General features: G+C 39.2%; 33 protein-coding genes and 1 pseudogene. 12 read left to right on the forward strand and 22 right to left on the reverse strand.

Annotated features, from left to right (window positions below):
- The first annotated feature begins 69 nt into the window (after window positions 1-69).
- Window positions 70-1203, forward strand: coding sequence for a processed acidic surface protein (locus LIS78_RS16400; protein ID WP_252284004.1), 1134 nt, complete (start codon window positions 70-72; stop codon window positions 1201-1203).
- Window position 1204: 1 nt separating this feature from the next.
- Window positions 1205-1930, forward strand: a complete 726-nt coding sequence (locus LIS78_RS16405; protein WP_252284005.1) for a class D sortase, LPxTATN-specific — start codon at window positions 1205-1207, stop codon at window positions 1928-1930.
- 29 nt (window positions 1931-1959) lie between these two features.
- Here the strand turns inward: LIS78_RS16405 and LIS78_RS16410 are convergent, their stop codons facing one another.
- Entirely contained in the window at window positions 1960-2751 is a 792-nt protein-coding gene (locus tag LIS78_RS16410; RefSeq protein WP_252284006.1) for a sulfite exporter TauE/SafE family protein, read from the reverse strand.
- A gap of 312 nt (window positions 2752-3063) precedes the next feature.
- On the opposite strand from LIS78_RS16410, the gene LIS78_RS16415 reads away from it, so the two are divergent.
- Window positions 3064-3633 (forward strand): GNAT family N-acetyltransferase, encoded by a 570-nt coding sequence (locus tag LIS78_RS16415; RefSeq protein ID WP_195782668.1) that lies wholly within the window; start codon window positions 3064-3066, stop codon window positions 3631-3633.
- A 141-nt stretch (window positions 3634-3774) separates the two neighbouring features.
- On the opposite strand, the gene LIS78_RS16420 is transcribed toward LIS78_RS16415, so the two are convergent.
- A complete protein-coding gene (locus LIS78_RS16420) occupies window positions 3775-4599 on the reverse strand; it encodes a 5'-nucleotidase, lipoprotein e(P4) family (RefSeq protein WP_252284007.1) in 825 nt (274 codons plus the stop codon).
- Window positions 4600-5015: 416 nt separating this feature from the next.
- Here LIS78_RS16420 and LIS78_RS16425 point away from each other — a divergent pair, with 416 nt between their 5' ends.
- On the forward strand, window positions 5016-5648 hold the full coding sequence (locus LIS78_RS16425) for a YitT family protein (protein WP_252284008.1): 633 nt from the start codon (window positions 5016-5018) through the stop codon (window positions 5646-5648).
- Window positions 5649-5687: 39 nt separating this feature from the next.
- Here the strand turns inward: LIS78_RS16425 and curA are convergent, their stop codons facing one another.
- Complete coding sequence (gene curA / locus LIS78_RS16430; protein ID WP_014459317.1) at window positions 5688-6686, reverse strand: NADPH-dependent curcumin/dihydrocurcumin reductase; 999 nt, start codon at window positions 6684-6686, stop codon at window positions 5688-5690.
- 128 nt (window positions 6687-6814) lie between these two features.
- Between curA and LIS78_RS16435 the strand changes: the two genes are divergently transcribed.
- Window positions 6815-7042, forward strand: coding sequence for a hypothetical protein (locus tag LIS78_RS16435; protein WP_013083917.1), 228 nt, complete (start codon window positions 6815-6817; stop codon window positions 7040-7042).
- Window positions 7043-7284: 242 nt separating this feature from the next.
- Window positions 7285-7743, forward strand: coding sequence for a GyrI-like domain-containing protein (locus LIS78_RS16440; protein WP_195782665.1), 459 nt, complete (start codon window positions 7285-7287; stop codon window positions 7741-7743).
- A gap of 28 nt (window positions 7744-7771) precedes the next feature.
- Here LIS78_RS16440 and LIS78_RS16445 read toward each other — a convergent pair whose 3' ends face one another.
- Both LIS78_RS16445 and LIS78_RS31445 read right to left on the reverse strand, forming a co-directional pair.
- Complete coding sequence (locus LIS78_RS16445; RefSeq protein WP_195782664.1) at window positions 7772-8245, reverse strand: hypothetical protein; 474 nt, start codon at window positions 8243-8245, stop codon at window positions 7772-7774.
- Between the two features lie 98 nt (window positions 8246-8343).
- Window positions 8344-8469, reverse strand: coding sequence for a hypothetical protein (locus LIS78_RS31445; RefSeq protein ID WP_016764808.1), 126 nt, complete (start codon window positions 8467-8469; stop codon window positions 8344-8346).
- Between the two features lie 301 nt (window positions 8470-8770).
- Here LIS78_RS31445 and LIS78_RS16450 point away from each other — a divergent pair, with 301 nt between their 5' ends.
- Entirely contained in the window at window positions 8771-9655 is an 885-nt protein-coding gene (locus LIS78_RS16450; RefSeq protein WP_043981425.1) for a YitT family protein, read from the forward strand.
- A gap of 40 nt (window positions 9656-9695) precedes the next feature.
- Here the strand turns inward: LIS78_RS16450 and LIS78_RS16455 are convergent, their stop codons facing one another.
- From LIS78_RS16455 to LIS78_RS16495, 9 genes are all read right to left on the reverse strand, one after another.
- Window positions 9696-10454 carry a cytochrome c oxidase assembly protein gene (locus LIS78_RS16455; RefSeq protein ID WP_252284009.1) on the reverse strand — a complete coding sequence of 253 codons (759 nt, stop codon included), beginning with the start codon at window positions 10452-10454 and terminating at the stop codon, window positions 9696-9698.
- Window positions 10447-10929: a DUF2243 domain-containing protein gene (locus LIS78_RS16460; RefSeq protein WP_063672049.1), complete on the reverse strand. Its 483-nt coding sequence runs from the start codon at window positions 10927-10929 to the stop codon at window positions 10447-10449. Before LIS78_RS16460 ends, LIS78_RS16455 begins: the two co-directional genes overlap by 8 nt.
- A 1077-nt stretch (window positions 10930-12006) precedes the next feature.
- Complete coding sequence (locus tag LIS78_RS16465; RefSeq protein WP_063672055.1) at window positions 12007-12417, reverse strand: disulfide oxidoreductase; 411 nt, start codon at window positions 12415-12417, stop codon at window positions 12007-12009.
- The gene (locus LIS78_RS16470; protein WP_252284010.1) at window positions 12417-13124 is read right to left on the reverse strand and encodes a DsbA family protein; all 708 of its coding nucleotides are present in this window, start codon (window positions 13122-13124) and stop codon (window positions 12417-12419) included. The genes LIS78_RS16465 and LIS78_RS16470 overlap by 1 nt, the downstream gene beginning before the upstream one ends.
- 36 nt (window positions 13125-13160) lie before the next feature.
- A complete protein-coding gene (locus LIS78_RS16475; protein ID WP_209150109.1) occupies window positions 13161-14012 on the reverse strand; it encodes a M56 family metallopeptidase in 852 nt (283 codons plus the stop codon).
- 3 nt (window positions 14013-14015) lie between these two features.
- The gene (locus LIS78_RS16480) at window positions 14016-14429 is read right to left on the reverse strand and encodes a BlaI/MecI/CopY family transcriptional regulator (RefSeq protein ID WP_013057865.1); all 414 of its coding nucleotides are present in this window, start codon (window positions 14427-14429) and stop codon (window positions 14016-14018) included.
- A gap of 84 nt (window positions 14430-14513) precedes the next feature.
- Window positions 14514-14651: a YvrJ family protein gene (locus LIS78_RS16485; protein ID WP_013057866.1), complete on the reverse strand. Its 138-nt coding sequence runs from the start codon at window positions 14649-14651 to the stop codon at window positions 14514-14516.
- A 55-nt stretch (window positions 14652-14706) separates the two neighbouring features.
- The gene (locus tag LIS78_RS16490) at window positions 14707-14919 is read right to left on the reverse strand and encodes a DUF2922 domain-containing protein (RefSeq protein ID WP_050691548.1); all 213 of its coding nucleotides are present in this window, start codon (window positions 14917-14919) and stop codon (window positions 14707-14709) included.
- A gap of 15 nt (window positions 14920-14934) precedes the next feature.
- Window positions 14935-15153 (reverse strand): DUF1659 domain-containing protein, encoded by a 219-nt coding sequence (locus LIS78_RS16495; protein ID WP_252284011.1) that lies wholly within the window; start codon window positions 15151-15153, stop codon window positions 14935-14937.
- A 118-nt stretch (window positions 15154-15271) separates the two neighbouring features.
- Between LIS78_RS16495 and LIS78_RS16500 the strand changes: the two genes are divergently transcribed.
- A complete protein-coding gene (locus LIS78_RS16500; protein ID WP_013057869.1) occupies window positions 15272-15715 on the forward strand; it encodes a hypothetical protein in 444 nt (147 codons plus the stop codon).
- Between the two features lie 37 nt (window positions 15716-15752).
- Here LIS78_RS16500 and LIS78_RS16505 read toward each other — a convergent pair whose 3' ends face one another.
- Window positions 15753-15899 carry a hypothetical protein gene (locus tag LIS78_RS16505; protein WP_013057870.1) on the reverse strand — a complete coding sequence of 49 codons (147 nt, stop codon included), beginning with the start codon at window positions 15897-15899 and terminating at the stop codon, window positions 15753-15755.
- Between the two features lie 157 nt (window positions 15900-16056).
- Window positions 16057-17379: an AlbA family DNA-binding domain-containing protein gene (locus tag LIS78_RS16510; RefSeq protein ID WP_195782660.1), complete on the reverse strand. Its 1323-nt coding sequence runs from the start codon at window positions 17377-17379 to the stop codon at window positions 16057-16059.
- A 148-nt stretch (window positions 17380-17527) separates the two neighbouring features.
- Here LIS78_RS16510 and LIS78_RS16515 point away from each other — a divergent pair, with 148 nt between their 5' ends.
- A complete protein-coding gene (locus tag LIS78_RS16515) occupies window positions 17528-18082 on the forward strand; it encodes an HAD-IIIA family hydrolase (protein ID WP_252284012.1) in 555 nt (184 codons plus the stop codon).
- On the opposite strand, the gene LIS78_RS16520 is transcribed toward LIS78_RS16515, so the two are convergent.
- Entirely contained in the window at window positions 18033-18608 is a 576-nt protein-coding gene (locus LIS78_RS16520) for a poly-gamma-glutamate hydrolase family protein (protein WP_195782658.1), read from the reverse strand. The two genes, LIS78_RS16515 and LIS78_RS16520, sit on opposite strands and share 50 nt — an antisense overlap.
- Window positions 18609-18845: 237 nt before the next feature.
- Here LIS78_RS16520 and LIS78_RS16525 point away from each other — a divergent pair, with 237 nt between their 5' ends.
- Both LIS78_RS16525 and LIS78_RS16530 read left to right on the forward strand, forming a co-directional pair.
- Window positions 18846-19379, forward strand: coding sequence for a TetR/AcrR family transcriptional regulator (locus LIS78_RS16525; RefSeq protein ID WP_034276194.1), 534 nt, complete (start codon window positions 18846-18848; stop codon window positions 19377-19379).
- Window positions 19376-19702, forward strand: a complete 327-nt coding sequence (locus tag LIS78_RS16530; RefSeq protein WP_013057875.1) for a DMT family transporter — start codon at window positions 19376-19378, stop codon at window positions 19700-19702. The genes LIS78_RS16525 and LIS78_RS16530 overlap by 4 nt, the downstream gene beginning before the upstream one ends.
- A gap of 98 nt (window positions 19703-19800) precedes the next feature.
- Here LIS78_RS16530 and LIS78_RS16535 read toward each other — a convergent pair whose 3' ends face one another.
- Entirely contained in the window at window positions 19801-21378 is a 1578-nt protein-coding gene (locus LIS78_RS16535) for a peptide chain release factor 3 (protein WP_013057876.1), read from the reverse strand.
- A gap of 242 nt (window positions 21379-21620) precedes the next feature.
- Window positions 21621-21818 (reverse strand): cold-shock protein CspD, encoded by a 198-nt coding sequence (gene cspD / locus LIS78_RS16540; RefSeq protein ID WP_013057877.1) that lies wholly within the window; start codon window positions 21816-21818, stop codon window positions 21621-21623.
- Window positions 21819-22450: 632 nt separating this feature from the next.
- Between cspD and LIS78_RS16550 the strand changes: the two are divergent.
- Window positions 22451-22866 (forward strand): annotated as a pseudogene (locus LIS78_RS16550) (DUF421 domain-containing protein).
- Here LIS78_RS16550 and LIS78_RS16555 read toward each other — a convergent pair.
- The 3 genes from LIS78_RS16555 to LIS78_RS16565 all read right to left on the reverse strand — a co-directional run bounded on the left by LIS78_RS16555 (window position 22836) and on the right by LIS78_RS16565 (window position 24924).
- Window positions 22836-23048 (reverse strand): hypothetical protein, encoded by a 213-nt coding sequence (locus tag LIS78_RS16555; RefSeq protein ID WP_252284014.1) that lies wholly within the window; start codon window positions 23046-23048, stop codon window positions 22836-22838. The pseudogene LIS78_RS16550 and the gene LIS78_RS16555 overlap by 31 nt on opposite strands.
- A gap of 119 nt (window positions 23049-23167) precedes the next feature.
- Window positions 23168-24655 (reverse strand): hypothetical protein, encoded by a 1488-nt coding sequence (locus LIS78_RS16560; protein WP_195782655.1) that lies wholly within the window; start codon window positions 24653-24655, stop codon window positions 23168-23170.
- Window positions 24656-24747: 92 nt separating this feature from the next.
- Window positions 24748-24924, reverse strand: coding sequence for a hypothetical protein (locus LIS78_RS16565; protein WP_016764823.1), 177 nt, complete (start codon window positions 24922-24924; stop codon window positions 24748-24750).
- Window positions 24925-24931: the final 7 nt, after the last annotated feature.

Consider the following 24931-nt stretch of genomic DNA (forward strand, 5'->3'; position numbering starts at 1 on the left):
GTATATATTGTAAATTTATAACTCTTCCTATATAATCTTGTAGAAAACGTAAAAAAAAGGAGAAAATTGATGAAAAAACTGGGGGCAATTTTATTATCATTTTTGCTGTTTGTTGGCGTATTTCCAACGTCTTCATTCGCAGCAGCGTCAACATTTGACGCAGATTTCAGCAAGTATTTAAAATCGGTAAGCCAAACGCGAGGCTTTGAAGTAACCAAAGACGACGTTGAATATTCACTTTCACTGTATGACGATAGTCTTGAAAACTACGATACAATCGCAGATTTAGAAGAATTTTTAGGTGAACCAATTGCAGCTGACTTACATAACCTGCAAGATGTGTATGCAGATTTTGACTTAGACAAAACAAGCTTAAATGCGTTATTAAAAGAGAACGGCCAAAGCTTAGACGATTATGTGTACCTAGATGATTTATACGATGATGTCGGCTTCTATCAAGAGGGCGACGACTGGTATGAAGATGATGAGTCATATGACGAAGAGGACACTTCTTACGATGATGAATTAAGCGAAGAAGATTTAACCGGCTTACTATCATTTATGCAGTCTGAATTTGGCTTAACATCTGAAGAACTAGATCGAATCGAAGCACATTTTACATCATTAGAAGATGAGCTTTCAAGTGAAGCAACACTCAACCGCTTAGATCAATTAGGCGAGCGCTTAGCGGCATTCGAAGATTTTGATACAGCAACAGAATTATCTGCTGATCAAATCGCGGAATTAATGTCTATTTATAAAGAGCTGCTATCAATCTTCCATTTAGACGCTAAATTTTCACTTGTACAAGGCGGAAATGAAAAACCGCTTTCTCTTACTGATTTAATCAACTTAGAAGAATTAAAAAATGCAAGTCTAAAAATTTCTCTTTATACGACAGACGGTAAATTTTTAGCAGACATGGTGATCACAGGCGATATGTTCAATTCTGATATCATCACAGACACAGGAAAAGAAGTAGAAAAATCTGCTGAAGCTGTAGCAAAACCAGCTCAAGTGCAAAAACCAGCAGTAGAAAAGAAACAAGAACCAGTAAAGAAACAAACGAACAGCCCTGTACAAAAAACTGTTAAAGGTGCAAAACTTCCGGAAACGGCTTCTAATTATGTAACGAATACATTAATTGGATTAGTACTTGTAGCAGCTGGCTTTGTTCTTTTCCGCAAAGTGAGACGCGCATAAAATGGAACCAAGAAAAACAAGAAGAACAATCAATCGCAAAAAGCGGTTGATTGTTCTTTCCCTTTTAGCCGCCATCATTTGCTTTGGTCTTTGGTTTACGACCACAAACGCCTATAAATTTGCAAGAGGCTATTTGGCATTTAAAACAATGGATACAGAAGAACCAGCCGCAGCTTCAGTTTCTAAAAGCAAGGACTCTTCAACAGCAGACTCTTCTGCTGAAGCTTCTTCTGTTGAATCTAAAAAAGCGGTACACTCTCGTACTGCTAGCTCGGAAAAAAAGCCGAAAGTGTCAAATGTGTCTTACCCGAAACAGCCAAAAATCGGTGATTTAATGGGAGAATTATATATTCCTAAATTAAACGCTAAGCTGCCGATTTATCACGGTACGAATGAAGATGAATTAGAAAAAGGCGTGGGTCATTTTGCAGGAAGCGTGTTGCCTGGTCAAAACGACAATTCTGTTCTATCAGGACATCGCGATACGGTTTTTCGTAAGCTTGGCGATGTGGGTGAAGGCGATTCGCTCGTGGTGAACACGGCAGCAGGCACCTTCACATACAAAGTGAACAAAGTACGAATCGTTGATGCGGATGACCGGACCGTTATTGTGCCAAAGCCTAGAGCCACTTTAACTGTCAGCACCTGTTATCCATTTAACTACGTTGGTTCAGCACCTGAACGCTATATTTTAGTCGCTCACCTTGTGTCATCAACAACAAAATAAAAAAGCTGCCCTTAAAAAGGCAGCTTTTTTTAATGAATAGATTTCATTAGTAAATCAAACCATATTTTCAGCGAAGTCGCCGTAATAACGACCGCTAAGATAACTTGCAGCGACGCTACCTTCGTCTTTTGCCCGACAAAAGCGCCGATCGGAGCTGCTAGTAAGCTTGCTCCAATAATCATAAGCGCCGGAAGCAAAAGGACTTGATGCGTCATTACTTTACCGAATGTTGTTCCCATAGACGAAATAAACGTCACGGCTAATGAGCTTGCAATCGTTACGCGCACAGGAATTTTTAACACGGTAATCATAATAGGAACAAGTAAAAATGCGCCTCCTGCTCCGACAATCCCCCCGCAAATTCCAACTAAAAACGCCAGAGCTGCTGCCAAAGGTTTTGAAAACGTCACTTCGAATGAATCGGCCGCTGGATTATTTTTTTTTGGCATAAACATTAATCCTGCAGCAATTGTGGCCATCACGCCGTAAATGAAATTGATCATTCCTTCTGAAAACGAGTTTGATAGCGTTGAACCAATGAGACTGCCAACTAAGACGCTGATACCCATATATAAAATTAACGGTTTATTCAAATAGCCGCCCTTTTTGTAAGCAAGAGCTCCTGAAACAGAGGCAAACAGCGACTGTACGGCTCCTATACCAGCTACTTCGTGCGCGCTGAATATTCCCACTCCTACAAGAGGCGGAACAAATAGCAACAGCGGGTACAAAACAACTGATCCTCCAATTCCAAGCATACCTGCTAAAAATGACCCGAAAAACCCGAGTGCAAATACCGTTATTAATAGTTGTACATCCATGTTTTTACCACCTGCTTTTATCAATCCAATATCATGTTTGTTATAAAGTATGTATAAATACAACGCCTTATCTCTTCTTCCATTGTATCACTGTATATGCCTCTTTTCTGTAAAAATATTGATAAAAGTACTTTCAATTATTAATTTTTTTAATCATTAAAATCCTATCGACTTTATGCGTTATTTACTTTTAGCTCAAACTTCCTCGTTCTCCCTTCTGTTACTTGTGGTAGAATAAAGAAAAAATAGATGTTAGAACTGCCTACACGCTACGCTTATCTCAGCAGGCCCATCATCACAGGAGGCTTTCGTATGTTTGAATACAAAATTGATGACGAAGTTAGTTTGCATTTGATTGAATCAACTGACGCTTTCCCTTTGCTTTCTCTTATTAACGAGTCAAGACCTTACCTAAAAGAATGGCTCCCATGGGTAGATAGCATGCAAAGTATTGCTGACTATGATGAACTCATCCCTGAATGGAGAGCTCAATACTATAATAACCAAGGGTTCCAGGCCATCATTCGGTACTACGGAGAAATCGCCGGGATGATTGGTTTTCACGGAATTAATTGGGGAAACAAAAGTACAAGTCTCGGCTATTGGATTGGACATGATTTTCAAGGAAAAGGTATTATGACAAGAGCCGTACACGGATGCCTGAACTATGCATTTAATACGTTAAACCTTCATCGAGTCGAAATACGCTGCGGCGTTAATAACGAAAAAAGCAAAGCCATCCCTACGCGTCTAGGTTTTACAGAAGAAGGCATTTGCAGAGAAGGTGAATATCTATATGATCACTACCATGACCTTGTGATTTATGGCATGTTAAAACACGAGTGGAAGCAAGTTCCTTATGCTCCTTGGCTTCTTTCTTAAAAAACAGGATCATTTGTACAAGCTATCGTTTGAACTGGCTATAGTGAAAAGATTAAAAGAGGCTGGGACAACAATATGTTAGTTGAAGGGAAATCCGAACGAGGTTGATTCTTAATGGAGAATCAACCTCGTTCGGATTTTTTAGTTGAAATACTGAAGCTGTTCGCGGCGAAGCTTATCTTTTTGTTTGTCCGAAATCGAGTAGTCGTAGTTATAAATAGCTCCTTCCCAATCTCCATACATTGGATCTGGAAATACGATTAGCTTTTGGCCAAACGCTTCTTTTTGCTCTTCTACAAGCTTATTTCGATCAGTAATGGACTTTTTATCAAAGCCGCTAAAATCAGATAAGTTATCACCAAACAGCAGGACTACATTATGATTCGTCGCTACTTTTTGACGGCGCGTTTCTTTTCCTTCATCTTTTGGACCCGTTAATAGCACATGGTCTTTGGTTGCTTGAGGAATATGTAAATTCTTTAGGTTTTTAATTGTTGCCTCAAGCTGAGAAGTTGTACGGCCTGAAATATAGTAAATATCTACGCCTTTTTGATTCGCATACGTCAAGAAATCAACAGCACCTGGTACTGCTTTCGCTTTTGCTGCTTGCACCCACTCATCCCACTTATAAGGAAATCCTTTGCCGGTTTTGATTGCTGATGCTTGAAATGGACTATTATCAAGTACGGTCTCATCTAAATCCAAAATAATGGCAGGCTTTTTATCGGTACTTTTTGCAAGCGCCTCATCTAAACGAAGCTTTCCTGTATTATAGCCTTGGTAATACAAAGCTTTCATTTCGCCGGATGTTTGGTACCAAGCGTCCGCCATGATTTGCTGTTCAGCTAGGTTTTGAACGGGTTCTTTTTTCTCAGCAGACACTTCTTTTTCCTGCTGAGGGGCACATGCTGTAAGTGAAAAAGCAAGTACAGCCACCCCTGTCAACGCTGATAATTTCTTATTCATTTCGCATCCACTTCCATCTCTACATATTTTCATGCTAATAATATTATATATTACCTTAATTGAACAAAAAATTAATACAAAGACGAATTATATTTTAATTTTTATTATAATCGTTCGTTTTAACTAATGTTTTCTCCCTTTTTTTAACCATTATCCAAATATTTGTTTATACATTTTCCAAAATCCGTTTTTCTCATTCTTTCTTTGTAATCTTTTTTTAGAAACATATTGGTTTATCAATCATTCGCTTCAAAAGAACTTGATAAATCTGAATTATCTAACTTTTAATCTTGTGTTAGATTCTCTCACAAAAGTGCTTTTTTTTGAAAAGATATATAGTAAAATAGATTTTGTGAATTAAAAGACGGTGTTTTCTATCGGAAGTATTGTATAAATATACAAAAGGGGATGGAGATATGAATCACGTAAAACAATGGGGATGGATTACCTTTGGCTGTTTGTGCGTTGCCATCGGAATTCAATTTTTAACCGCTTCTAACCTCGTTATTGGCGGAACAGCAGGACTTGGAATCGTCCTGCAGCATTTAACCGGTATTTCATTTGGGGTATTGTTCTTTATTATCAATTTACCATTTTATTTCATGGCTCTTACGCAAATTGGACTTCAATTTACGATAAAAAGCTTCATCAGCGTTAGCCTGATGTCAGTGATGTCCGATTTATTAGCTGCCAACTTTTCATTTGCGCTTCCATATCCGCTTGTAGCTGCGGTTGTGGGCGGCATTATTGTCGGCATTGGACTGATCTTTTTGTTTCGCCACGGTTCTTCTCTGGGCGGAATCAACATGCTATGCGTGTTTCTTGATAAACGCTTTGGCATTAATCCAGGTAAAACAATGCTTTTGACAGATGTGTTGATTGTAGGCTCTGCAACAGTGGTATTCGGCGTAGTTCAAGTTCTTTATTCGTTAATCGGTATCTTCATCATGACAGGACTGCTTGGACGCTATCACAAACGCTCGCCAATCGAACGAACTGGTGAACATATTGAAGAAGAAGCGAAACAACAAACGGCTTCAACTATGTAAAAAAACCGTGCGGGAATGATCCCGCACGGTTTTTTACGATTATTCTGCTACTTTTACAAGCTGTTTTCCTAAGTTTGCTCCTTCAAATAAACCAAGGAACGCTTCAGGCACATTTTCAAAACCTTCTACAACGTTTTCGCTGTATTTGATTTTTCCTTGCTGCACCCATTCGCCTAACTGCTTAATGCCTTCAGGGAATTTGTCTGCATAGTCGGCTACGATAAAGCCTTTCATTAACGCACTGTTAATTAATAAAGGTGTTTGAACACGTGGTCCAACATCTTGTTTTTCTAAGTTATACAGTGAAATTTGGCCGCAAAGCGGAATGCGCGCAAATTTATTTAATAAGCTAACAACTGCATCTGAAATCTCTCCGCCGACGTTTTCAAAGTAAACATCAACGCCATTAGGACACGCTTCTTCTAACGCTTCTTTCACATTTCCTTTTTTATAATTAATCACTTCATCAAATCCGAGCTCATCTTTTAAATAAGCAATTTTATCTTCAGAACCTGCGATGCCGACAACACGTGCGCCTTTAATTTTAGCGATTTGACCAACAACAGATCCAACAGCACCTGCTGCACCGGAAACGACTACTGTTTCACCTTCTTTTGGCTGACCGATTTCAAGCAGTCCAAAGTAAGCTGTGAGACCAGGCATACCCAGAACGCCGATAGCCGTTGTAATTGGCGCTAGCTCTGGATCAACTTTCTGTAAGTTTTTTGCTTCTGCAGCTGAATAGCGTTTCCAAGGAAGCATACCCGTCACGATATCGCCTTCTTTAAAGCGATCTGATTTTGATTCCGTTACGCGTGCTACAATGCCGCCTGCAAGCGGTGCGTTTAGCTCAAATGGAGGAACATATGATTTTGTATCGTTCATGCGTCCTCTCATATACGGATCAACAGAAAGGTAAAGTGTTTGAACAAGTACCTCGCCTTCTTTCGCTGTAGGCATTTCAATTTTTTCGTATTTAAACGTATCTTTTGTTGGCATTCCCTTTGGGCGTTCTGCTAATAAAATTTGTTCATTCATCGATATCGCTCCTTTTTATTTCTCTGTTTTTTGTAAAATGTGCTAAACTTACCTTTGTTATTTTAAATTATATATTGTGCACAACGCAAAAAATATGATTGTGCAATAACACCGAAGGAGAAAAAGACATGGAGCTAATTCGCTGTAAAGAAGATGTTGTTAAAAAACTAAACGAGTTTGTTGAAGTAACTCCCCCCGTTATTTTGTTTAAAAAAGGCAATATGTATCCGATTAAAATGGATATCAACTACAACTGGATTGCCACGGACGAACAAGGTCATGAGCATATTGTCGCTTCAAACACAAAGAATGTGCAGGACGACTACTGGTTTAACTACCATTTTGACTTATATTAAGGAGTTTCCCGGATTTACTCTTCATAAACGTTATATAAATAAAGTGTTGCATTAGTAAAAACAGCGTGCGAATTCCCACGCTGTTTTTATGTAATAATTAGAGTATCTCAAGCATGTGTTTGAAGCTTTGCTCATGTTCCATTTTCTGCATCGATATCTACTTAAGATTATGTTACAATCACGGTAAAGTAATTTATGATTGATAGAATAAAAGCTAGAGCTTGAAAAATTCGAGGTGGATTATGCAAGGTAAAGTTGTATATAAAGAAGGATTTTCAGTGATAGGCATAGCAAAAAACGGAGAGTATCAAAAAGAGAATCTTTTGAAGCAAATACTTAAAGAAAAAGAAATGATTACCTCTTCAAAAGAACCTCATATGATTACAGGCATTTGCATGGCTCCGAAAAAAGAAAATTATTTTTATATTGCAGGGACAGAAGTGGCTGATACTGCTTGTATTCCAAACGGTATGAGCGTTCATACGTTTCCTTCGTTTACATACCTGCAGTTTAAACACAGAGGTCCCATTACATCGCTTGGGTCGACGTATAACAGCATCTGGAATGAATGGCTGCCGAACTCTCCTTACAGCATGATTGAAGGTCCTGCTCTTGAAATTGTAAATACAGCTATACACAGCAATTTATATAGTGATACATATGAAATGGAGATTTATATCCCCATAAAGCTCGGACAATAAAAAAGGTGAACTTAAGTTCACCTTTTTCCTATTTTTGCAGCTGTTTATATAAATGATAAAGAGTAAAAACGCACTCTGGATGACGCTCTTTATGGTTAAAAAAGCCATGGGGAAACATGAGTGAAAGATTCCCTTTTTCAATTCCGGTCACATACTTGTTTTCCATAAGCGGATATTCTTTCACAACCCAGCGCGCTTCGTCAATAGTAGATGTAACCACTTCACCAAAGTATACGCCCATACACTCTTCGAATTCTTCTTTTGTCATCGAAAAATAGTCAAAACAATTGCTGTCTTCTAGATCATAGTAAAGAAGCTCTAATATTTTCAAGCTTTCATCTGTAAAATCAACGGTGAATTCATCTACCGCTTTGCTTATTTCATGAATGTGATTCATGCACTGTTCGCGCACTTGATGATAGTAATAGCTAGCTTCAAACTGATGTTCACACGTCACTAACGATTCTCCGTATGATGCTGTTAGATCATGATGCTTGTTCATGCTGACACCTCCACGCTAAGCTTATGGAGCAAGTATAACATTAACCAAGCAGCTATTGAGCATCTTCCATTAACAACCTATTCGCGGCAATATTAGGTTCACTTTTTGCTCATTATTCTGCCGTACACAAATCCTCCGCTAACAAGAAGAATGCCGCTAATTAATACGCTGCTTAAAAAGATTTGCGAATGCATCAAGTGATTATACATCATCCACACGCTCATTTCGTCATCTCCTTTTGGCTTTTTTAACTAGTATCCCCGATTTTCTTACCGTACATGCCGGCGTTTTCACTGTTTTTTCATCAAGTTTCTATATAGTTAAAGCCGTGAAGCCAACTATCTTTTTTCATCGTTTTACTCCTTAAAAAGCCTGCTTATGACTCTAAAGCAGGCTTTTTTTATATGGTGAAACAAGTAATTAAGCCGTCTATCCCCACTAATTGTGCATAGTAAGGTATAATTAAAGATAGTTTCACTTTTCTAAAGTGAGAAATACATATGAGGCATCAAAGGAGACATGCAAATGACAGAACTCGAAAAAGCGAAAATTCAGCACCGAAAGCTGTCCAAGGGACAGGTATTTGGAAGGGCCATCGCCATTGCGATCGGTGCGCTGCTCATGGCCACAGGACTTGAAATTTTCCTTGTCCCAAACCACGTTGTCGACGGAGGAATTACCGGTATTTCCATCATGCTTTCGCATCTTACTGGAGTAAATCTAGGAATCTTTCTTTTTGTACTAAATCTTCCGTTTGTATTTATCGGGTACAAGCAAATGGGGAAAACATTTGCCCTTTCCACTATTTTTGGCATACTGGTTGTATCCATCTTAACTTCTATGTTTCATGATGTCCCCGCGTTTACCGCAGACGTTCTTCTTGCTACCGTTTTTGGAGGGATTATTCTCGGAATTGGAATTGGACTCGTAATTCGCTACGGCGGAGCGCTTGACGGTACAGAGATACTTGCCATTTTAATCAGTAAAAAAATTCCGTTTTCTGTAGGAGAAATTGTGATGTTTTTCAACTTCTTCATTTTAGGAGCAGCGGGATTTGTGTTCACGTGGGACCGCGCCATGTATTCCATCCTTGCGTACATCATTGCAGCTAAAGCCATTGATACGGTTGTAGAAGGATTGGAAGAATCAAAATCAGCTTGGATTATTAGTGAATATTCCGACGAAATTGGCGATGCGATTAATGCGCGTCTAGGTCGAGGCGTTACTTATTTGCACGGTGAAGGTGCTTATACGGGCGATGATAAAAAAGTGATTTTCTGCATCATTACGCGCCTTGAAGAATCAAAGCTAAAAACCATTGTTGAAGATTTTGACCCTACTGCCTTTTTAGCCGTTGCGGATATTACCGAAGTCCGCGGCGGACGCTTTAAAAAACGAAACATTCACTAAAAAAAACGCGCAGAAAGCATGATACTTTCTGCGCGCTTTTTTATATAAGAGATACTTTTTGAACCCGCTTAAACCACTCATAACAAAGAAGCACAATTAAACATAAGTCGATTAAATCGCCTCCGTAATACATCAGCATAGCCCCTTGCTGCGCCCCTTCCGCCGAGACGTGCATAGGCGGGTGAGCGTACACATATTTTGATAAAATACCGTGAGCTGCAAGAGCAATTATTAATACGGAAGCTCGGTGCGTAAAACTTTTCTGATGCGGCGAAGGATCGATTGAAATCATCGATACGGTGAATAAATAGCCGGCTAAAAATACGTGAATATGTACAGCGACATGCACGAAAAAAGAGTGATGCATCATGCCATACAGACTTGTTGTATAAAGAATCCAAAGTCCTCCTATGTTAAGAACAGAAGCTGTCACCGGACCGCTGATGAACCAAACAAACCGTCCTTTTAAAAGTTTTGACACTTTTCTGGCTGCCTGAACCGGAAGTGTGCGAAGCAGCAGCGTAAGAGGTGCTCCTAACGCCATTAAAAGCGGAGCTAGCATACCTAAAAGCAAATGCCCAGTCATATGCGCGGTAAAGTCCATATGAGCACGGGCTGCGAGCGGTCCTGCTACAGAAGATATGGCGCATAAAATACCAAGTGTCCAGCTGGACGTCCTATATAATGACCATTTTCTATACGTTGCATTCGAAGACGCTACAGCCCACATGTATAAAAAAAAGGCAGCGACAAAAGGCAGGGCTAATAAAAGCTGAGATAATATTTCATATTTAATCATGATGTGCACCTTGTTTACGTGTAAACCATGTTAAAATGATGCCAATAAGCAGCATCAAACATGCAAGTACATTCCACGTAATGTCGTAAGGTGCAATCTTCACTCCGTATCGGATTTGATGAAGTCCCATAAGCTTATGCTGCACGGTCCCGTCATAAAGCTGAAACGCCCCGGCTCCAAGCAATACTCCTCCTATCCACCTTTTCACCCACCAGCCGCCCCGGCGCCTGAGATCTGCCACCATAAAAAGTGATGCAATTGTAGCGAACCAGCTGAATGCATGAAACAAACCGTCCGACACTAAACCAGCAGCCGTTGTGGACTTATCATAAAAATGATGCCAATGAAGCAGCTGATGAAACACTGCTTCATCAATAAAAGCAACTAACCCTACGCCAAACAAAAAGCCTGACCAGCTATTTCGAGTGCGGTGAACCACGCGCTGATTTGTAGTTGCTTCGTGTTTCTTTTCCATATATATACCTCCCTGCCAGTTCTTTAAGTTTATATCGATTCTAATGAACGTATACCCTATTAAAGAGAAATGAATCTATAATATGGAAAAATAGGAGCTATATCCTAATATCGCTTTCACTATCTTTTCACCATAAAGGTATAGGATAGTATTTGCGAAGCCAATTAGCATATTTTTTCATAGTTTTACTCCTTTTGAAGATCTGCTTCCCCAGAGCAGGTCTTTTTTTATATCCAGTTTCTCTTTTCATCATTTTTTCACCATAAAGGTATAGGATAGTATTTGCGAAGCCAATTAGCATATTTTTTCATAGTTTTACTCCCTTTCTAATGACCTGTTTCCCCAAAGCAGGTCTTTTTTATATCCCGCTTCTCTTTTCATCGTTTTTTCACCATAAAGGTATAGGATAGTACTTGCGAAGCCAATTAGCATATTTTTTTCATAGTTTTACTCCTTTTGAAGATCTGCTTCCCCAGAGCAGGTCTTTTTTTATATCCAGTTTCTCTTTTCATCATTTTTTCACCATAAAGGTATAGGATAGTACTTGCGAAGCCAATTAGCATATTTTTTCATAGTTTTACTCCCTTTCTAATGACCTGTTTCCCCAAAGCAGGTCTTTTTTATATCCCGCTTCTCTTTTCATCGTTTTTTCACCATAAAGGTATAGGATAGTACTTGCGAAGCCAATTAGCATATTTTTTCATAGTTTTACTCCCTTTCTAGTGACCTGTTTCCCCAAAACAGGTCTTTTTTTATTTTTTCTAAAAGCTTCCATCTTTTCACCGTTTTTTCACTTTTCTTTTGTATACTAAGTTTGTCAAAGCAATTTCATCATTTTTCATAAATGACCCCTATTTATTCCCCGCTTTTTGTGAGCGGGGCTTTTTTTATAAGAAAAGCATATTTTTCCCTTATTTTTTAAAAAAGCTTTTCTCTTTTCACCGTTTTTTCACTTTTCTTTTATATACTGTTCTTGTCAAAACAATTTCATCATTTTTCATAGATGTACCCTATTTGCACCCGCTTCTTATAAGCGGGACTTTTTTTGTTTCCATACAAAAAAGCTTAACCCGGAGGTTAAGCTTTTTTCGTCTGCTTGCGAAGAACAAGCATCATAATCGTAATGATGGTAAACGCAATAAACGCTAAAAAAGGAATGGTGATAAACCCAAGCCAGTTAATATATTGACCTGAGCAAGGAACACCGCTTGTACACGTTTCAAATGCTTTAAGAGCCGGTATCTTCTGCAGGCAATAATGATAGCCAGAAAGGGCCATACCAATCACAGAAAACGGCAGGACATATTTGTAGATGAACGTATCATTCCGATACACGGCTACACCTAGCACAATCGCGAGCGGATACATTAAAATTCGCTGATACCAGCAAAGTTCACACGGGATAAAGTGAAGAACTTCACTAAACATCAAGCTTCCAAGCATCGCGATAAGCGCTGTAATCCACCCGAAAACCAAAGACTTGTTCATTATTTGTTCTCCTTAGCCGCATCTTTGACCATTTGATCGAAGTCATCGATTGTTTTTCCTTCGAATTTTTTGCCGCCTACATAAATCGTTGGTGTACCCGTAATGCCTAAGTCGTTGGCTATATTCATGTCTTGATCAAACGCATCTTTTCCTTTTCCGTCTTTAAATGCATTTGCTACTTTTTTCGCATCAGCATCGCTAGATACTTCTTTCAGTGTGGTTTCTAAGTAAGATTCCGTTAAGACATCTTTCTTTTCATCCGCTGCGTTTTGCTTTTTATAAAGAAGTTCATGGAATTTCCAAAATGTATCGTTTCCAAGCTCTTTGTATACCGTCTCGGCAAACTCTGCTGCGCGAGAGGAGTCGTTGTTGATAAACGCATAGTTCATAAAGTAGAACTTCACTTTACCTGTATCTACATAATCTTTTTGAATCAGCGGGAAAAAGGATTCCGTGAAGTTTTTACAAGCCGGGCATTTGTAATCTCCAAACTCTACCACTTCTACCGGAGCTGACTCTTTTCCAAGATACGGCTGATTATCATATGTAAGAGCGGCCTTTTCATCTCCTCCGCCCTTTGACATATTAGAAAGGACGATTAACCCTAAAATACAGACCGCAATAATTCCAATCACCCAAAAAATCCACTTGCTCGAGGACGTTTGCTGATTGGGCGTTACTTTTTTCTTTTTCTTTGCTTTTGACACAATCTCATCTCCTTCTTTTCTTTCTCTCTTACAAACTTACAAAGCTGTTAGAGCTGTAAAAATTAGCGCACACAAAATAAAAAACACGTATAGCGACGTCAGCGTTAAAACAACAGGAGGCTGCATCGGCATTTTCGTTTCCGGATTTAAAATATATTGAATGCGATAATTAACCGACGTATCAGCAAACGATACGTGCGCACACGAAAGACTTGTCTGTCCCGTTTTAACCATTTTTAAAAGTGCGCTGCCGATGTGAGCAGACGTGCCATTTTTCACAATTGCATCTTGATCAGCCAGCACTTCACGCATGACTTTGAAACGTTTATGGCTCCATTTAATAAACGGAATATACCATAATGCAGAAGCAAGCGTGCTTAGTAAAAATGTTTTGAGCGGATCTTTGTTTGCAACGTGTGACTGCTCATGGTAAATAACAGCTTCTAGTTCATTTTCATCAAGCACCGAGAGCAATCCTGTAGACAGAACAATGTGCGGTGTAAACAACCCCATTGTTAATGCAATGGGCTGATCTGTTGTTAAGACTGTTAAATCCTTTCCGTACGCTTTTTGCAGGTGAGCCGTTGTTGTTTCATTTCGCAGCTTCATAATCATTTTACGGACTTTCCGCATTTGAATCACTTGCTTTACAGCTTTAATGAACAGTACAAACATCGTATGAAAAATAACCGCATTCAGCATGTATTCAATAAAAAACAAGCCGAAAAAGTGGGCTACTTTGTTACAAAGTAAAATTAAGTTAAACGATAAATTCCATCCAAACAACAAATGCAGCACATACATGCCCATTTGCATAAGCAACGTCACGGCAATAAAAAAGCACAGGTTAAAAATAAGCTTAGAACGCTTTAGTATTCCTTGATTCATTGATTATTCATCCTTTTTTAACTGTTTGACTTTTGATTCGAGCATGCTTAACAGTGAATCATCGACTTCTTCTAACGCATCAAGCATATGAGTAACAGCAAGCGAGCCAAATTCATCGATCAATTCGTGCGTTAACTCTTTCGACTGAGCATCGATAAATTCCTCTTTAGAAAGAATCGGCTGATACATCGACGTACGTCCTTTTAAACGCTTTTGCAATACGCCTTTTTCCACCAATCGATTCATAACGGTCATAACGGTGTTGAAGTTAACTGCTTTTTCTTTCTCAAGCACGTGCTGCACATCTTTAATGGACATTTCACTTCCGTTCCATAAAGCCGTCATAATTTTTGCTTCAAGCGGGCCAAAAAAGCGATTAAGGCCGGTTTCGTTAAATTTGAATTTTTCAATTTTCATATTTGACACCTCACACTACCAATTGTAGTGTGAGGTGTCAAATCCGTCAACTTTTCCATGACAACTGCCTTACAATTGTCATAATCACTTTTTTACTTCATCGGTTAAATGCTGAATGGATAGCACAACTGTATCGAGCTTGGCTTCGATTCGGTGAAGTAAATAAAGCGTCACCACAACAGGAAAACCAACGTCTGAGACAAGCGTAAACCACTCTGTCATCTTCCTCTCTCCTTTTAAAAAAGTCCTTCGCACCGAAGTGGAAGGACTTTCATTTTTAAATCGTAAATTCGGTTACATTTCGCTCAACAATTTGGGCGCCTTTTCTGGCAACGAGCGCTCCGCCGCTTGAAGTAAAGACATCGCTTGCGATCAGCGCGTTCATTGCTGCTGCAATGGCTGCTGCGTCTAACGTATCTTTTGGTGATTCAATCGATAGGCTTACTGCTTTTTGTGACTCATTCAAAAACTGCATCGTTAAAGTTTTCATACTCTACCTCTTTTCTTATTTTAAAAGTGAAAACGTGACAACTTCGTTGATTTCAACAAGCGGAAGCGACTGCAAGCTGGCGATGGTTTCGCTTGCTGTAATGAGTGCATCTGCAGAACTTCCAGGCTGAATGTCCATATAGGATTTTGTCTTTAAATCGGGTTTTCCATCCTCTTTTATTCCTTGTTCTAATACTAAGCGAAGCTGGCTTGAATGCTGAATTTTTTCTGCCATCTTTTATTCCCCCTTTCACTTTATATATAGAAATTGAAATAGGAAAGAGGGATGATGGAAACATAAAAATTTTTGGTTTATAATGGGAGATAGTCTGAGTTAGAAAGAGGCTTTGGTAATGAGAAAGTGGAGCTTTTTATTTTTTGTTCTAGCATTCATGCATCCAGCTTCAGCACTTGCTGACGAAGGTGCAGATGAAAAAAAGCTTGGTCCGTTTTACTACACGGTTTCTCATGATTATAGTCGAGAAAAATGGGATGTAGGGGTGTTAAACCAGCAAGACAAAACGAACATTCCTGAGACTGATTTGAACGATGAAACGCTAAAATTGTTTCAGCGTACGGTTGATGATTTAGCAGACCTCGCGATTCGATTTGCTGCTATGAGCGTACTGCTTGTATGTTCACTCGTTGTTTTTACGTACTTTCGCATTCAAAAAAAACGCCCTTTTCTCCGCTTGTTTTTTGTTTTTTCAAGCGTTGGCTTTCTATTTTGCGTCTATACATCATTGGAGTTATTTAAAAAAACTGAACAAGCAAAATCTTTATTTTACTTACTATGACTTGAAACCAAAAAAACCAGCCTATTAGCTGGTTTTTTCATGCATTTCTTACGGTTATGTACTTCTGTTCATACGTCATTTCTTCCGTTTGCTTTTGCTGCTCCAAATGGTAATAAGCAGCGCATACTCCTCCTAACCCAGCCAGTGCTAGGACAATTAGAAGTATGGATGTCGCTTTTTTCATTGCTTTTTCTCCCCTTATGTTTAACCCTACCTAGCAACGGCATCCGTAAAAAAGAGTCCCCTTTCTCTTCTTCACTTGCTCATTACTTACGAAAGATATTATCATACTTTTTTTCACTTTTGTCATTTTTTTAGTTATTGTCAAAAAATTGTATATTTTATCCTTGATTTAATGAGTGTTTAAGAAAGTCAATGGACTGGTTTTTTGAAAGGCCAAACGCTGTTACGATATAATCAACGTAGGCAAGAAGCTCCAGATTCTCTCCTAATTTCGTTGTTTTAAATGATCGATTAAATCGATACTGCTTTTTATCTGAAAAGACGAGCCCTTCTTTCTCTAAAAATGCTTGAAACTGCTGATGGGGAAAGTAAAGCACATCGTTTCGAACGTTTTCTAAATCAATCACAATAATCATATCTTCCAGCTCTGCTTTTAATTCCATCATACAATCGATGTATCCGCCGATGCAGCTGATTAAAGATGTGAGAAAAAAGGGTCCATTTATATATTGAAACTGCTCAAAAATTGTCTCATCAATGTAACTTGAAATACTCGACTTTAGTACGTCATGAATTTGTTTTGATTCTTCCATATATGGAATAGGAATATGAAACTTCGCTGATCCGTTATAAAACTGCTCCCACGCAATTGTTTTATCATACGCATCAATCACATCTGTGCTTCGAAAAATGATGGATTCCGCTGAATAAGAGGCTTTAACAAACGGTGTATGCAGCATCACCGTACTCTCGTCATCCAAGCGATAGTGTTTTGGTTCGCTAGACTTGCTTAAAATATATTGTTTTAACCGTTCTTCTTCCATTTGTTCAACTAAATGCAAATCATATAGTGGCAGCACGTACATATTACACATCCCGTAATGAATATAGCTTTTCCCGTGCATAGGCCATTTTCTGTTATAGATAGACAGTTCTTTTGTGCAAAATTCCTCTATTCGCTGCGTTTGATCCTCGGATTTTTGATAGAGTCGATCTAAATGATAGCGATCATCGATTTCCGTAACGGGAGATGTGCCGCTTCCAATTCTTCTGTAAATTTTCCCGTAAGACATGTACGGAGGGTTCGGACCTTCGGGAATCCAAATAACAAAAACACCTTGCCCGGGGTGATCTTCAGGTGATAAAAAACGCGTAACGATACGAGGAATGGGATTGGTGACATCTTTAAGCATATTATTAATAAACAGCTCATATTCCTTGCGCTCAAGCAGGTTAATGGAATGGTCGTCTTCATCTACGCCAAAAATAAGCCACCCTCCTTTTTCATTGGCAAACGAAGCGATGATATTTGGGATTTTCCGTTTGACCGTCGAGCTTACTTCGCGCTTGAACTCAAGCTGATAGCCTTCTTCTAAATGTTTTTCCATCATGCGCTGCACATCTGAAAACTCAACTTCTCCAATTGTTTTTTTCTTTCCGCCTTCGCTTATAAATGGTGAATAAAACGATTCTTCGTTCACTTGTCTTCCCCTCCTCATCACTTCTATTTAACTTATCCATATGATGAGAAGTAAAAAGACAGTCATATTTCTTTGATTTTTTTCAAAAAACAAATTTTTTATCAAACTAATCCTGTTTTATATTATGATAGAAAAAGAGGTGAAGAATATGATCGAAGCAATATTTTTAGACCGAGACGGAACAATTGGCGGCAGTAATGAAATACAATATCCAGGTGATTTTCAGCTGTTCCCCCAAGCAAAGCAAGCGATTATAGACATAAAGAAACAAAACATTCCGCTGTTTTCCTTTACGAATCAGCCCGATATTGCAAAAGGAAAGGTAAAGAAATCACAGTTTATCTCCGAGCTTTTAGCTTTTGGATTTGATGATGTTTACCTTTGTCCTCATGAAGATTCGAACGCCTGTTCGTGCCGAAAACCAAACCCCGGCATGCTGTTAAAAGCAGCCGAGGAGCACAGCTTAAATTTGGCTAACTGCATCGTGATTGGCGACCGGTGGAAAGACCTCGTAGCGGCCAGTGCAGCAGGGGCTCAATGTATTTTAGTGTTAACAGGTGCTGGGCACGACACGTTAAATGCACGGGAAAAATGGGCTGGTGTACAAGCAGCCTTTATTGCAGCCAATATACAGGAAGCTGTTGAATTTATCTTTACATCACTGAGTTCACAGCCGATACTACCGCATTCACATACTCGTTAAACAGCTGATTATCCTGTAATAATTGTTCATACTGCGGAGTGGTTATTTCAAGCTGCAGTCCTTTATGCCGCTGATTACCGTTTGCGATATTTCGAGGTGAAACGCCTTTTAAATGTACGGGCGTTTCACTGATCGGAAAACCTGAGAGTGCATGACGCACCGCTTTTTCTAACTCTTCGTCTCTTCCTCCGATATAAGTCGTGCAGACGTCGCTGTAGGCACCGTGAAGAGAAATCGTGACCGCTGATTTTTTAACAAGGTGACGCGCCATTTCTTCATCGTAGTTCGCAGACGTAACATGCAATTCAAACGGATTTTCTGTTTTCAGCGTTTTAAATACGTACACCGTTGCGTTCAGCTTTTCTGCTATTTTTTCCGCTACTTCTTCTGTCCCAATTTCCATCGTTCCTCCGTGAATAGCAAGCACGACAATTTCTCTCCGGCGAATGACACATTCTATTTCGTAATCAATTCCCGCTCGTTCGCACTGTGATAGTTCTTGAAAACTTTGATACACATCCCTCATCTGTTTCTTCACACCTTTCTTTTATCTTTCATATACCCAGGCTTTATTTTTTCTTTTTCTTCATATAGTAAAGGTAGTAAAGGGATTAACCCCTTGTTTACTCGTTTATTTTTGTTTTTATACTTTATATTTTAGTGTGCACAAAAATTTTTTTTGAAATTCGAAATAAAAGTATTGCCAAACAAACCGTCCAGACGGTAAAGTATTCTAGGGAAAATCAAAAAGGAGGAAATTCATGTGTCTACATTTGATGATATATTGCTTGCAGCTACGCAGGTTGTACAGCGCGACGGCGTTGGAAATTTAACGCTTGAAAAAGTAGCAAAAGAAGCCGGTGTCAGTAAAGGCGGTTTGTTGTATCACTTCTCTTCAAAAGATGAATTGATTAAGCAAATGCTGTATTCAGTCACAAAGAAATATGATGACGGACTAAACGTACAAGTTGAACATGACGATTCTCCTGGCAAATGGAGCCGGGCTTATCTTGCTGAGACGCTTCATGATCTGCAGCGTGAACAAGTGATGAGCGCGGGGTTACTTGCAGGTATTGCAACCAATCCTGAACTCCTGCAACACTTTCAAAAACAATACGAAAAATGGCAGCAGCATATTGAACAAGACGACATTGATCCAGTACTTGCTACCATTGTGCGCTTAGCAGCTGACGGATTATGGTTCAGTCAAATGTTTGGGCTCGCACCCGTGGATCCAGACATGCAAAAACAGATTCAACAACAACTTCGGAAATTAACAGAGGAGGGTTTTCGATGAAAGCCTATTTATTTTTAGCGATTGCCATTAGTTCAGAGTTATTTGGTACATCTATGTTAAAAGCATCAAACGGATTTACAAAATTTTGGCCTAGTCTTGGTGTTTTATTAGGGTTTGGTCTTGCTTTCTATGCGCTTTCCACATCGCTTCAGCACATTCCACTCAGCGTTGCGTATGCCATTTGGTCTGGCGTAGGAACTGCTGTGACAGCTGTGATTGGCGTAGTCATTTGGAAAGAAAGCGGCAGTCTCACGATGGTATTTGGCATCGTATTAATCATTGCAGGAGTCATTCTTTTAAATTTAAAATCAGTGGCTCACTAAAAAAAAGAGCCAGTAAATACTGACTCTTAAGCAAAGGAGGAAAATCGACTGTCTACTTATGAAAGTAGTATGTATCGTTTTCCTTTTTTTATACTCTTTTATAGATTAAACGGATCTAGGAATTTAACAGATGGATATTTGTCCTGGAACAAACGCCATACAAAATCGTTTTCAAACATAAGAACGGAATGCTTATCACGATCTTCTACTAGCATCACGCGAGAATCTAGCATGCGATCTTCAATTGTTGATTTGTCTACCCATTTTGCAATGTTATGAGACATGCGCGTGAATTCAAGATCGACATTGTACTCACCTTTCATGCGATGTTCAAACACTTGGAACTGAAGTTCACCAACTGCTCCTAAAATATAATCTCCAAAGAACGGCGTACGGTAAAGCTGTACGGCTCCTTCTTGTACAAGCTGATTAATCCCTTTTTCAAAGTGCTTAGATTTCATTGCATTTTTCGCACGAACTTTTACAAACAGTTCAGGCGGGAACTTTGGAAGAGCATCAAATTCGAATACTTTTCCCTCTCCTACAATTGTGTCACCAATTTGATACGTGCCTGAATCATATAAGCCAATGATATCTCCTGGATACGCTGTGTCTACTGTTTCACGGCTTGATGCCAAGAACTGATGAGACTGCGCTAGCTTCATTTTGCGGTTCGTTCTTGCTAACGTCACGTTCATTCCACGCTCGAATTTTCCTGAACATACGCGTACGAACGCAATGCGGTCGCGGTGAGCTGGGTTCATATTCGCTTGAATTTTAAAGATGAAACCTGAGAAGTTTTCATCCGTAGGCTGAACGGTGCCATTCGTTGATTCACGAGGCTGCGGCGGTGATGTTAATTGTAAAAATGAATTAAAGAAAGACTGTACACCAAAGTTTGCAATCGCACTTCCGAAGAAAACAGGTGTTAATAGGCCTTGCTTTACTTTTTCAATTGAAAAATCATTACCTGCTTCGTCTAATAGAGATAAATCATCCACTAAGCCTGGTAAATACATTTCATCGACGTGTTTTTTAATTTCATCGTCGATATTTTCACCGTCAAAGTCTGCAAAATATGACTCTTTGTTTCCTTGGTATACTTCAATTTGTTTTGAAAAACGGTCATACGTTCCTTGGAATCGTTTCCCCATGCCAATTGGCCACGTTACAGGGTATGATTCAATACCGAGTACATCTTCAATTTCTTCAAGCAGCTCAAGCGGCTCTTTTCCTTCACGGTCTAATTTATTGATAAACGTTAGGATGGGAATACCGCGCATACGACAAACTTTAAAAAGTTTAAGCGTTTGTGCTTCAATCCCTTTTGTTCCGTCAATAACCATGACCGCACTGTCTACAGCCGTTAAGGTACGATACGTATCCTCACTGAAGTCTTCATGTCCTGGTGTATCCAAGATGTTAATAAAGTGATCTTTATACTCAAACTGCATAACACTTGATGTAACCGAAATCCCACGTTGTTTTTCGATTTCCATCCAGTCAGATGTAGCAAACTTGCCTGATTTTTTTCCTTTAACCGTTCCGGCTGAACGAATCATTCCGCCCAGTAACAGCATTTTTTCTGTTAACGTTGTTTTCCCGGCATCCGGGTGAGAAATAATGGCGAATGTACGACGTGAATCGACCATCGTTTCTTGAAGTTGGTTGCTCATACGTTTTAAAATCCTTTCTGCTCTACAATTCCTATTTTCATCATTTCATTATACGCTTTTTTTATACTGCGTGACTAGTTTTTTTCATATTTGAATACTTCTACAAAATCAAAGAAATCGTCAACAAGGTGTAAAAAGCGAACAAGAAAAGACCCCTTTTATAAAAGGGGCCTTCTCCCAGTTTAGTTTAACGAACGACCAGAGAAATGTTCTGCTGATCGGCTTAAACTTTATAAAAAAAATTACTTTTGAACGTTAGCAGCTTGTGGTCCACGGTTGCCTTCAACGATTTCAAATGTAACTTCTTGACCTTCTTCTAAAGTTTTGAAACCTTCGCCTTGGATAGCAGAGAAATGAACGAATACATCGTCTTGTCCTTCTACTTCGATGAAACCGAAACCTTTTTCAGCGTTGAACCATTTTACTTTACCTTGTAACATATCTCTTTTCCTCCTTGTGTGACAATCCACACATTGTGTATTACTCTATTCCTGCTCTTACAATAAGTCAAGACGAACACTTCGAACTATCCTTACCGAACAAAAATAAGCACCTTTATTGTAACAAATCCTCCAAAAAATTTCAAAGGAATTTGCACATTCTTTTTGTTTGCTTTTTTCCCTTACCTACAGCCTTTCTGCCCCTTTTTAAGCAGCCGAATGTGAACGCATTATCCGCACTTCTTCTTGATGTTTTTTCTTGTATAACGATCTTTTAAATGGATAACGCTATAGAGATAGATCTCTTTCTATTTATGAGAAAGCAGGTGACATCATAACCTATGGAAGACATTCTCACGTCCCTTCTTAGAACCTTTGTTTCTTTTATTATCTTAAGCATTACAACTTTCCTGATTGGAAAACAAATTAACACGCATAATAATCATTTTACATTTGCGATGTCCATCATTATTGGGTCGTTCATCGCAAATATGGGATTTGATTTAAAATTAAAATTTCTGCCGATGTTCGCTTCTTTTGCTTTTCTTGTGGCCATTCATTTTCTTTTAGCATCAACAGCTCTAAAAAGCAGGCGCTTGCGAAAATGGATTACAGGACGCCCGACGGTTATTATGGAAAAAGGAAAGCTTCTTGAAGCAAATATGAAAAAGCCAAATATTCTATTGACGACTTGAATCAGCATTTACGAGAACTAGGTACGTTCAACATTGCTGAAGTAGAATTTGCTGTTTTAGAAGTAAGCGGAAAATTGTCGGTATTAAAGAAAACTGCTTATCAAAACATTGCCAAACAGGACGTTTTGTCTAAGCCGTTTAAAGATATGAATTTACCGGTAGAACTCATCATGGACGGAGAAATTATTCATAAAAATTTAACATCTCAATATACCGAACAGTGGATCAACCTTGAGCTTTCAAATCGTCAGCTTCAGTTGAACCAAGTGCTGTATGCAGTTGTGTCAACAAACGGCATGCTCTATGTAGATGAGTATAAAGATCAGCTGTCCGCTCCTACAGACAGAGAATGAGATTGAGACATAACTAAATTACGCCAATCTAAAGACGGACAATGAGGCGAATGAGTTCGTATGGATCGATTGTGACACCGTTGCTGGTTTCCTTGCAGGGCTTTGCTTTCCGCAGACGGCCGGTGAGCCTCCTCGTTGCTTCCGCTTTTCCGGCAGGAGTCTTCGCCTTGTCCTCCAATCAACAGCTAGAAGCAGCTACATACATAAAACCTATGTTCACCATCACCATGAAAAAATCCGAACAAGTTTGATTCTCCATCAAGAATCAAACTCGTTCGGATAAAATACGTTTGTCCTAGTTTCACTGTGCCATCTCTTCAACGGTTCCTTCTTTTAAGCCGTAGTAGTTCCGTTCAAATCGCTTTATTTCTTGATCATAGCGGCGTACTTTTGCATCGGCTAGCTGGCGGCTTTGTTTTGTTTCTTCAAGCAGCTCGACCTGCTGATTAATTTGAAAAATAGTCGTCGTCAGCTCGTCTTGATAATCATAAATTTCATTTTGAATATCCACGCATACGGGCAAGCGATTTGCTAAAATAAAATCCGTCATTTGCATAAGCACTTTTTTACGCTCTACTTCTTTCACTTTGCTTTTGACGGCTCGTTCTGCAGAACGGAACGTCAGCCTTACTTTAGAGAAGAAGTCACCTTTAATCGAAAGCTTGCGCTGCAGTTCTTCTACATCTTGTTTTAATGATTCATGCTCTTCAATCATTTTTTGAAGCACAAGCCCTCCGTTTAACGATGTGAGCTCCATTTCATCAAGCTGATGGCGGATGGCTGTTTTGAGCGTTTCAATTTGCTTCACCGTCTTTTTCTCCGTAGCGCGGAGCTGCTTAACATACTGCTCTGTTTTATAAATAAAGCTGTCTAACCGTTCACGGTCAAACAGTGACTGCTCTTTCTTTTTCATATAATCTTGATACGCTGTGTGTACAGATGACCACTTGATCAGCAGAGACTGATAATTCAACAGCTCATCCTGATGCTCAAGCTTGTACGTCCACATCAGCTGAACAACTACTAATAACAGCGGTAAAAAAGTTCCAGCTTCTTTGCGTTTTGCAATAATTTCATGACTTTCAAAGCTCGCCATTAAAAACAGCGGCGCATTCATACTAAATAGCAGTGCTGGCGGGTAATTAACGGGAATAAAGATACTCATTACGGTTGCCATAAGGCCTGAAATAGCAGGGTATGCGTGCGGAGGAAGCTGTTTGTATAGATCGATTGTCCCTTTTTTTTGCAGCAGTTTCACAAGCGCTTCCTGCTGATATTCTCCTAATGCATCAATCATTCTTTCCTGATACATGGGGGGCAGCTGTTCAATCCAATTCATCAGCTGCTGCTGAAACACAGCTTGCTGACGATTTGTAGCAATCATGTATTGCGAATCAATTAGATGAAAGAACAGTCGGATTTGATGGCGCATTACGTCTTCTAGCGTATGACAGCGTGCAATTGAAAACAGCTCATTGTATTTAGATACAAGCAAATTTCCAATGTTATCGCTTAACTCGTACAGCTCGCCATTTGTTGTAGCATGAGAAACAGGAAGTTCAAAAAACTTCGCCATTTCAAGCAAAATATGCAGATGCATGTCTACTTCAGGCTGTTTTTCAAGCAATTTCATTTCTTCTACCAATGATGCTTGAAAATCCGTATGCTCCGTTTGCTGATACTGTGCTGACATTTCCGTATAAATGCGGTGGTCACATAACACATAAGCAGCTCTTAGGATATCGCCTTTAGACGTAAGCAACCCATACAATAACTGTTGTCCGTTCATCTTCACACCGTCCTTCATTAAATTTTCTTACTATAGCTTTCTATCATTTTATACTTTTTCTATAAATTCGATGCAATAGTTCAAATTTCCTGTTATCTTTCTTCTTGCTTCCTTAATACAAAGAGTGCCGTCCAACATGACATCAGTGCAGGCGGAATGGTCCAAGTCATATATCGCCACTCACCCGTCACAAGCGCCATAATGAGAAAGATGAGCGGAAAACCTATTAGTACTATGATAACACGTGCTCGGCTTACCGATTTTTTCATAGTGCAT

The sequence above is a fragment of the Priestia megaterium genome (assembly GCF_023824195.1).
GTDB classification, from domain to species: domain Bacteria; phylum Bacillota; class Bacilli; order Bacillales; family Bacillaceae_H; genus Priestia; species Priestia megaterium_D.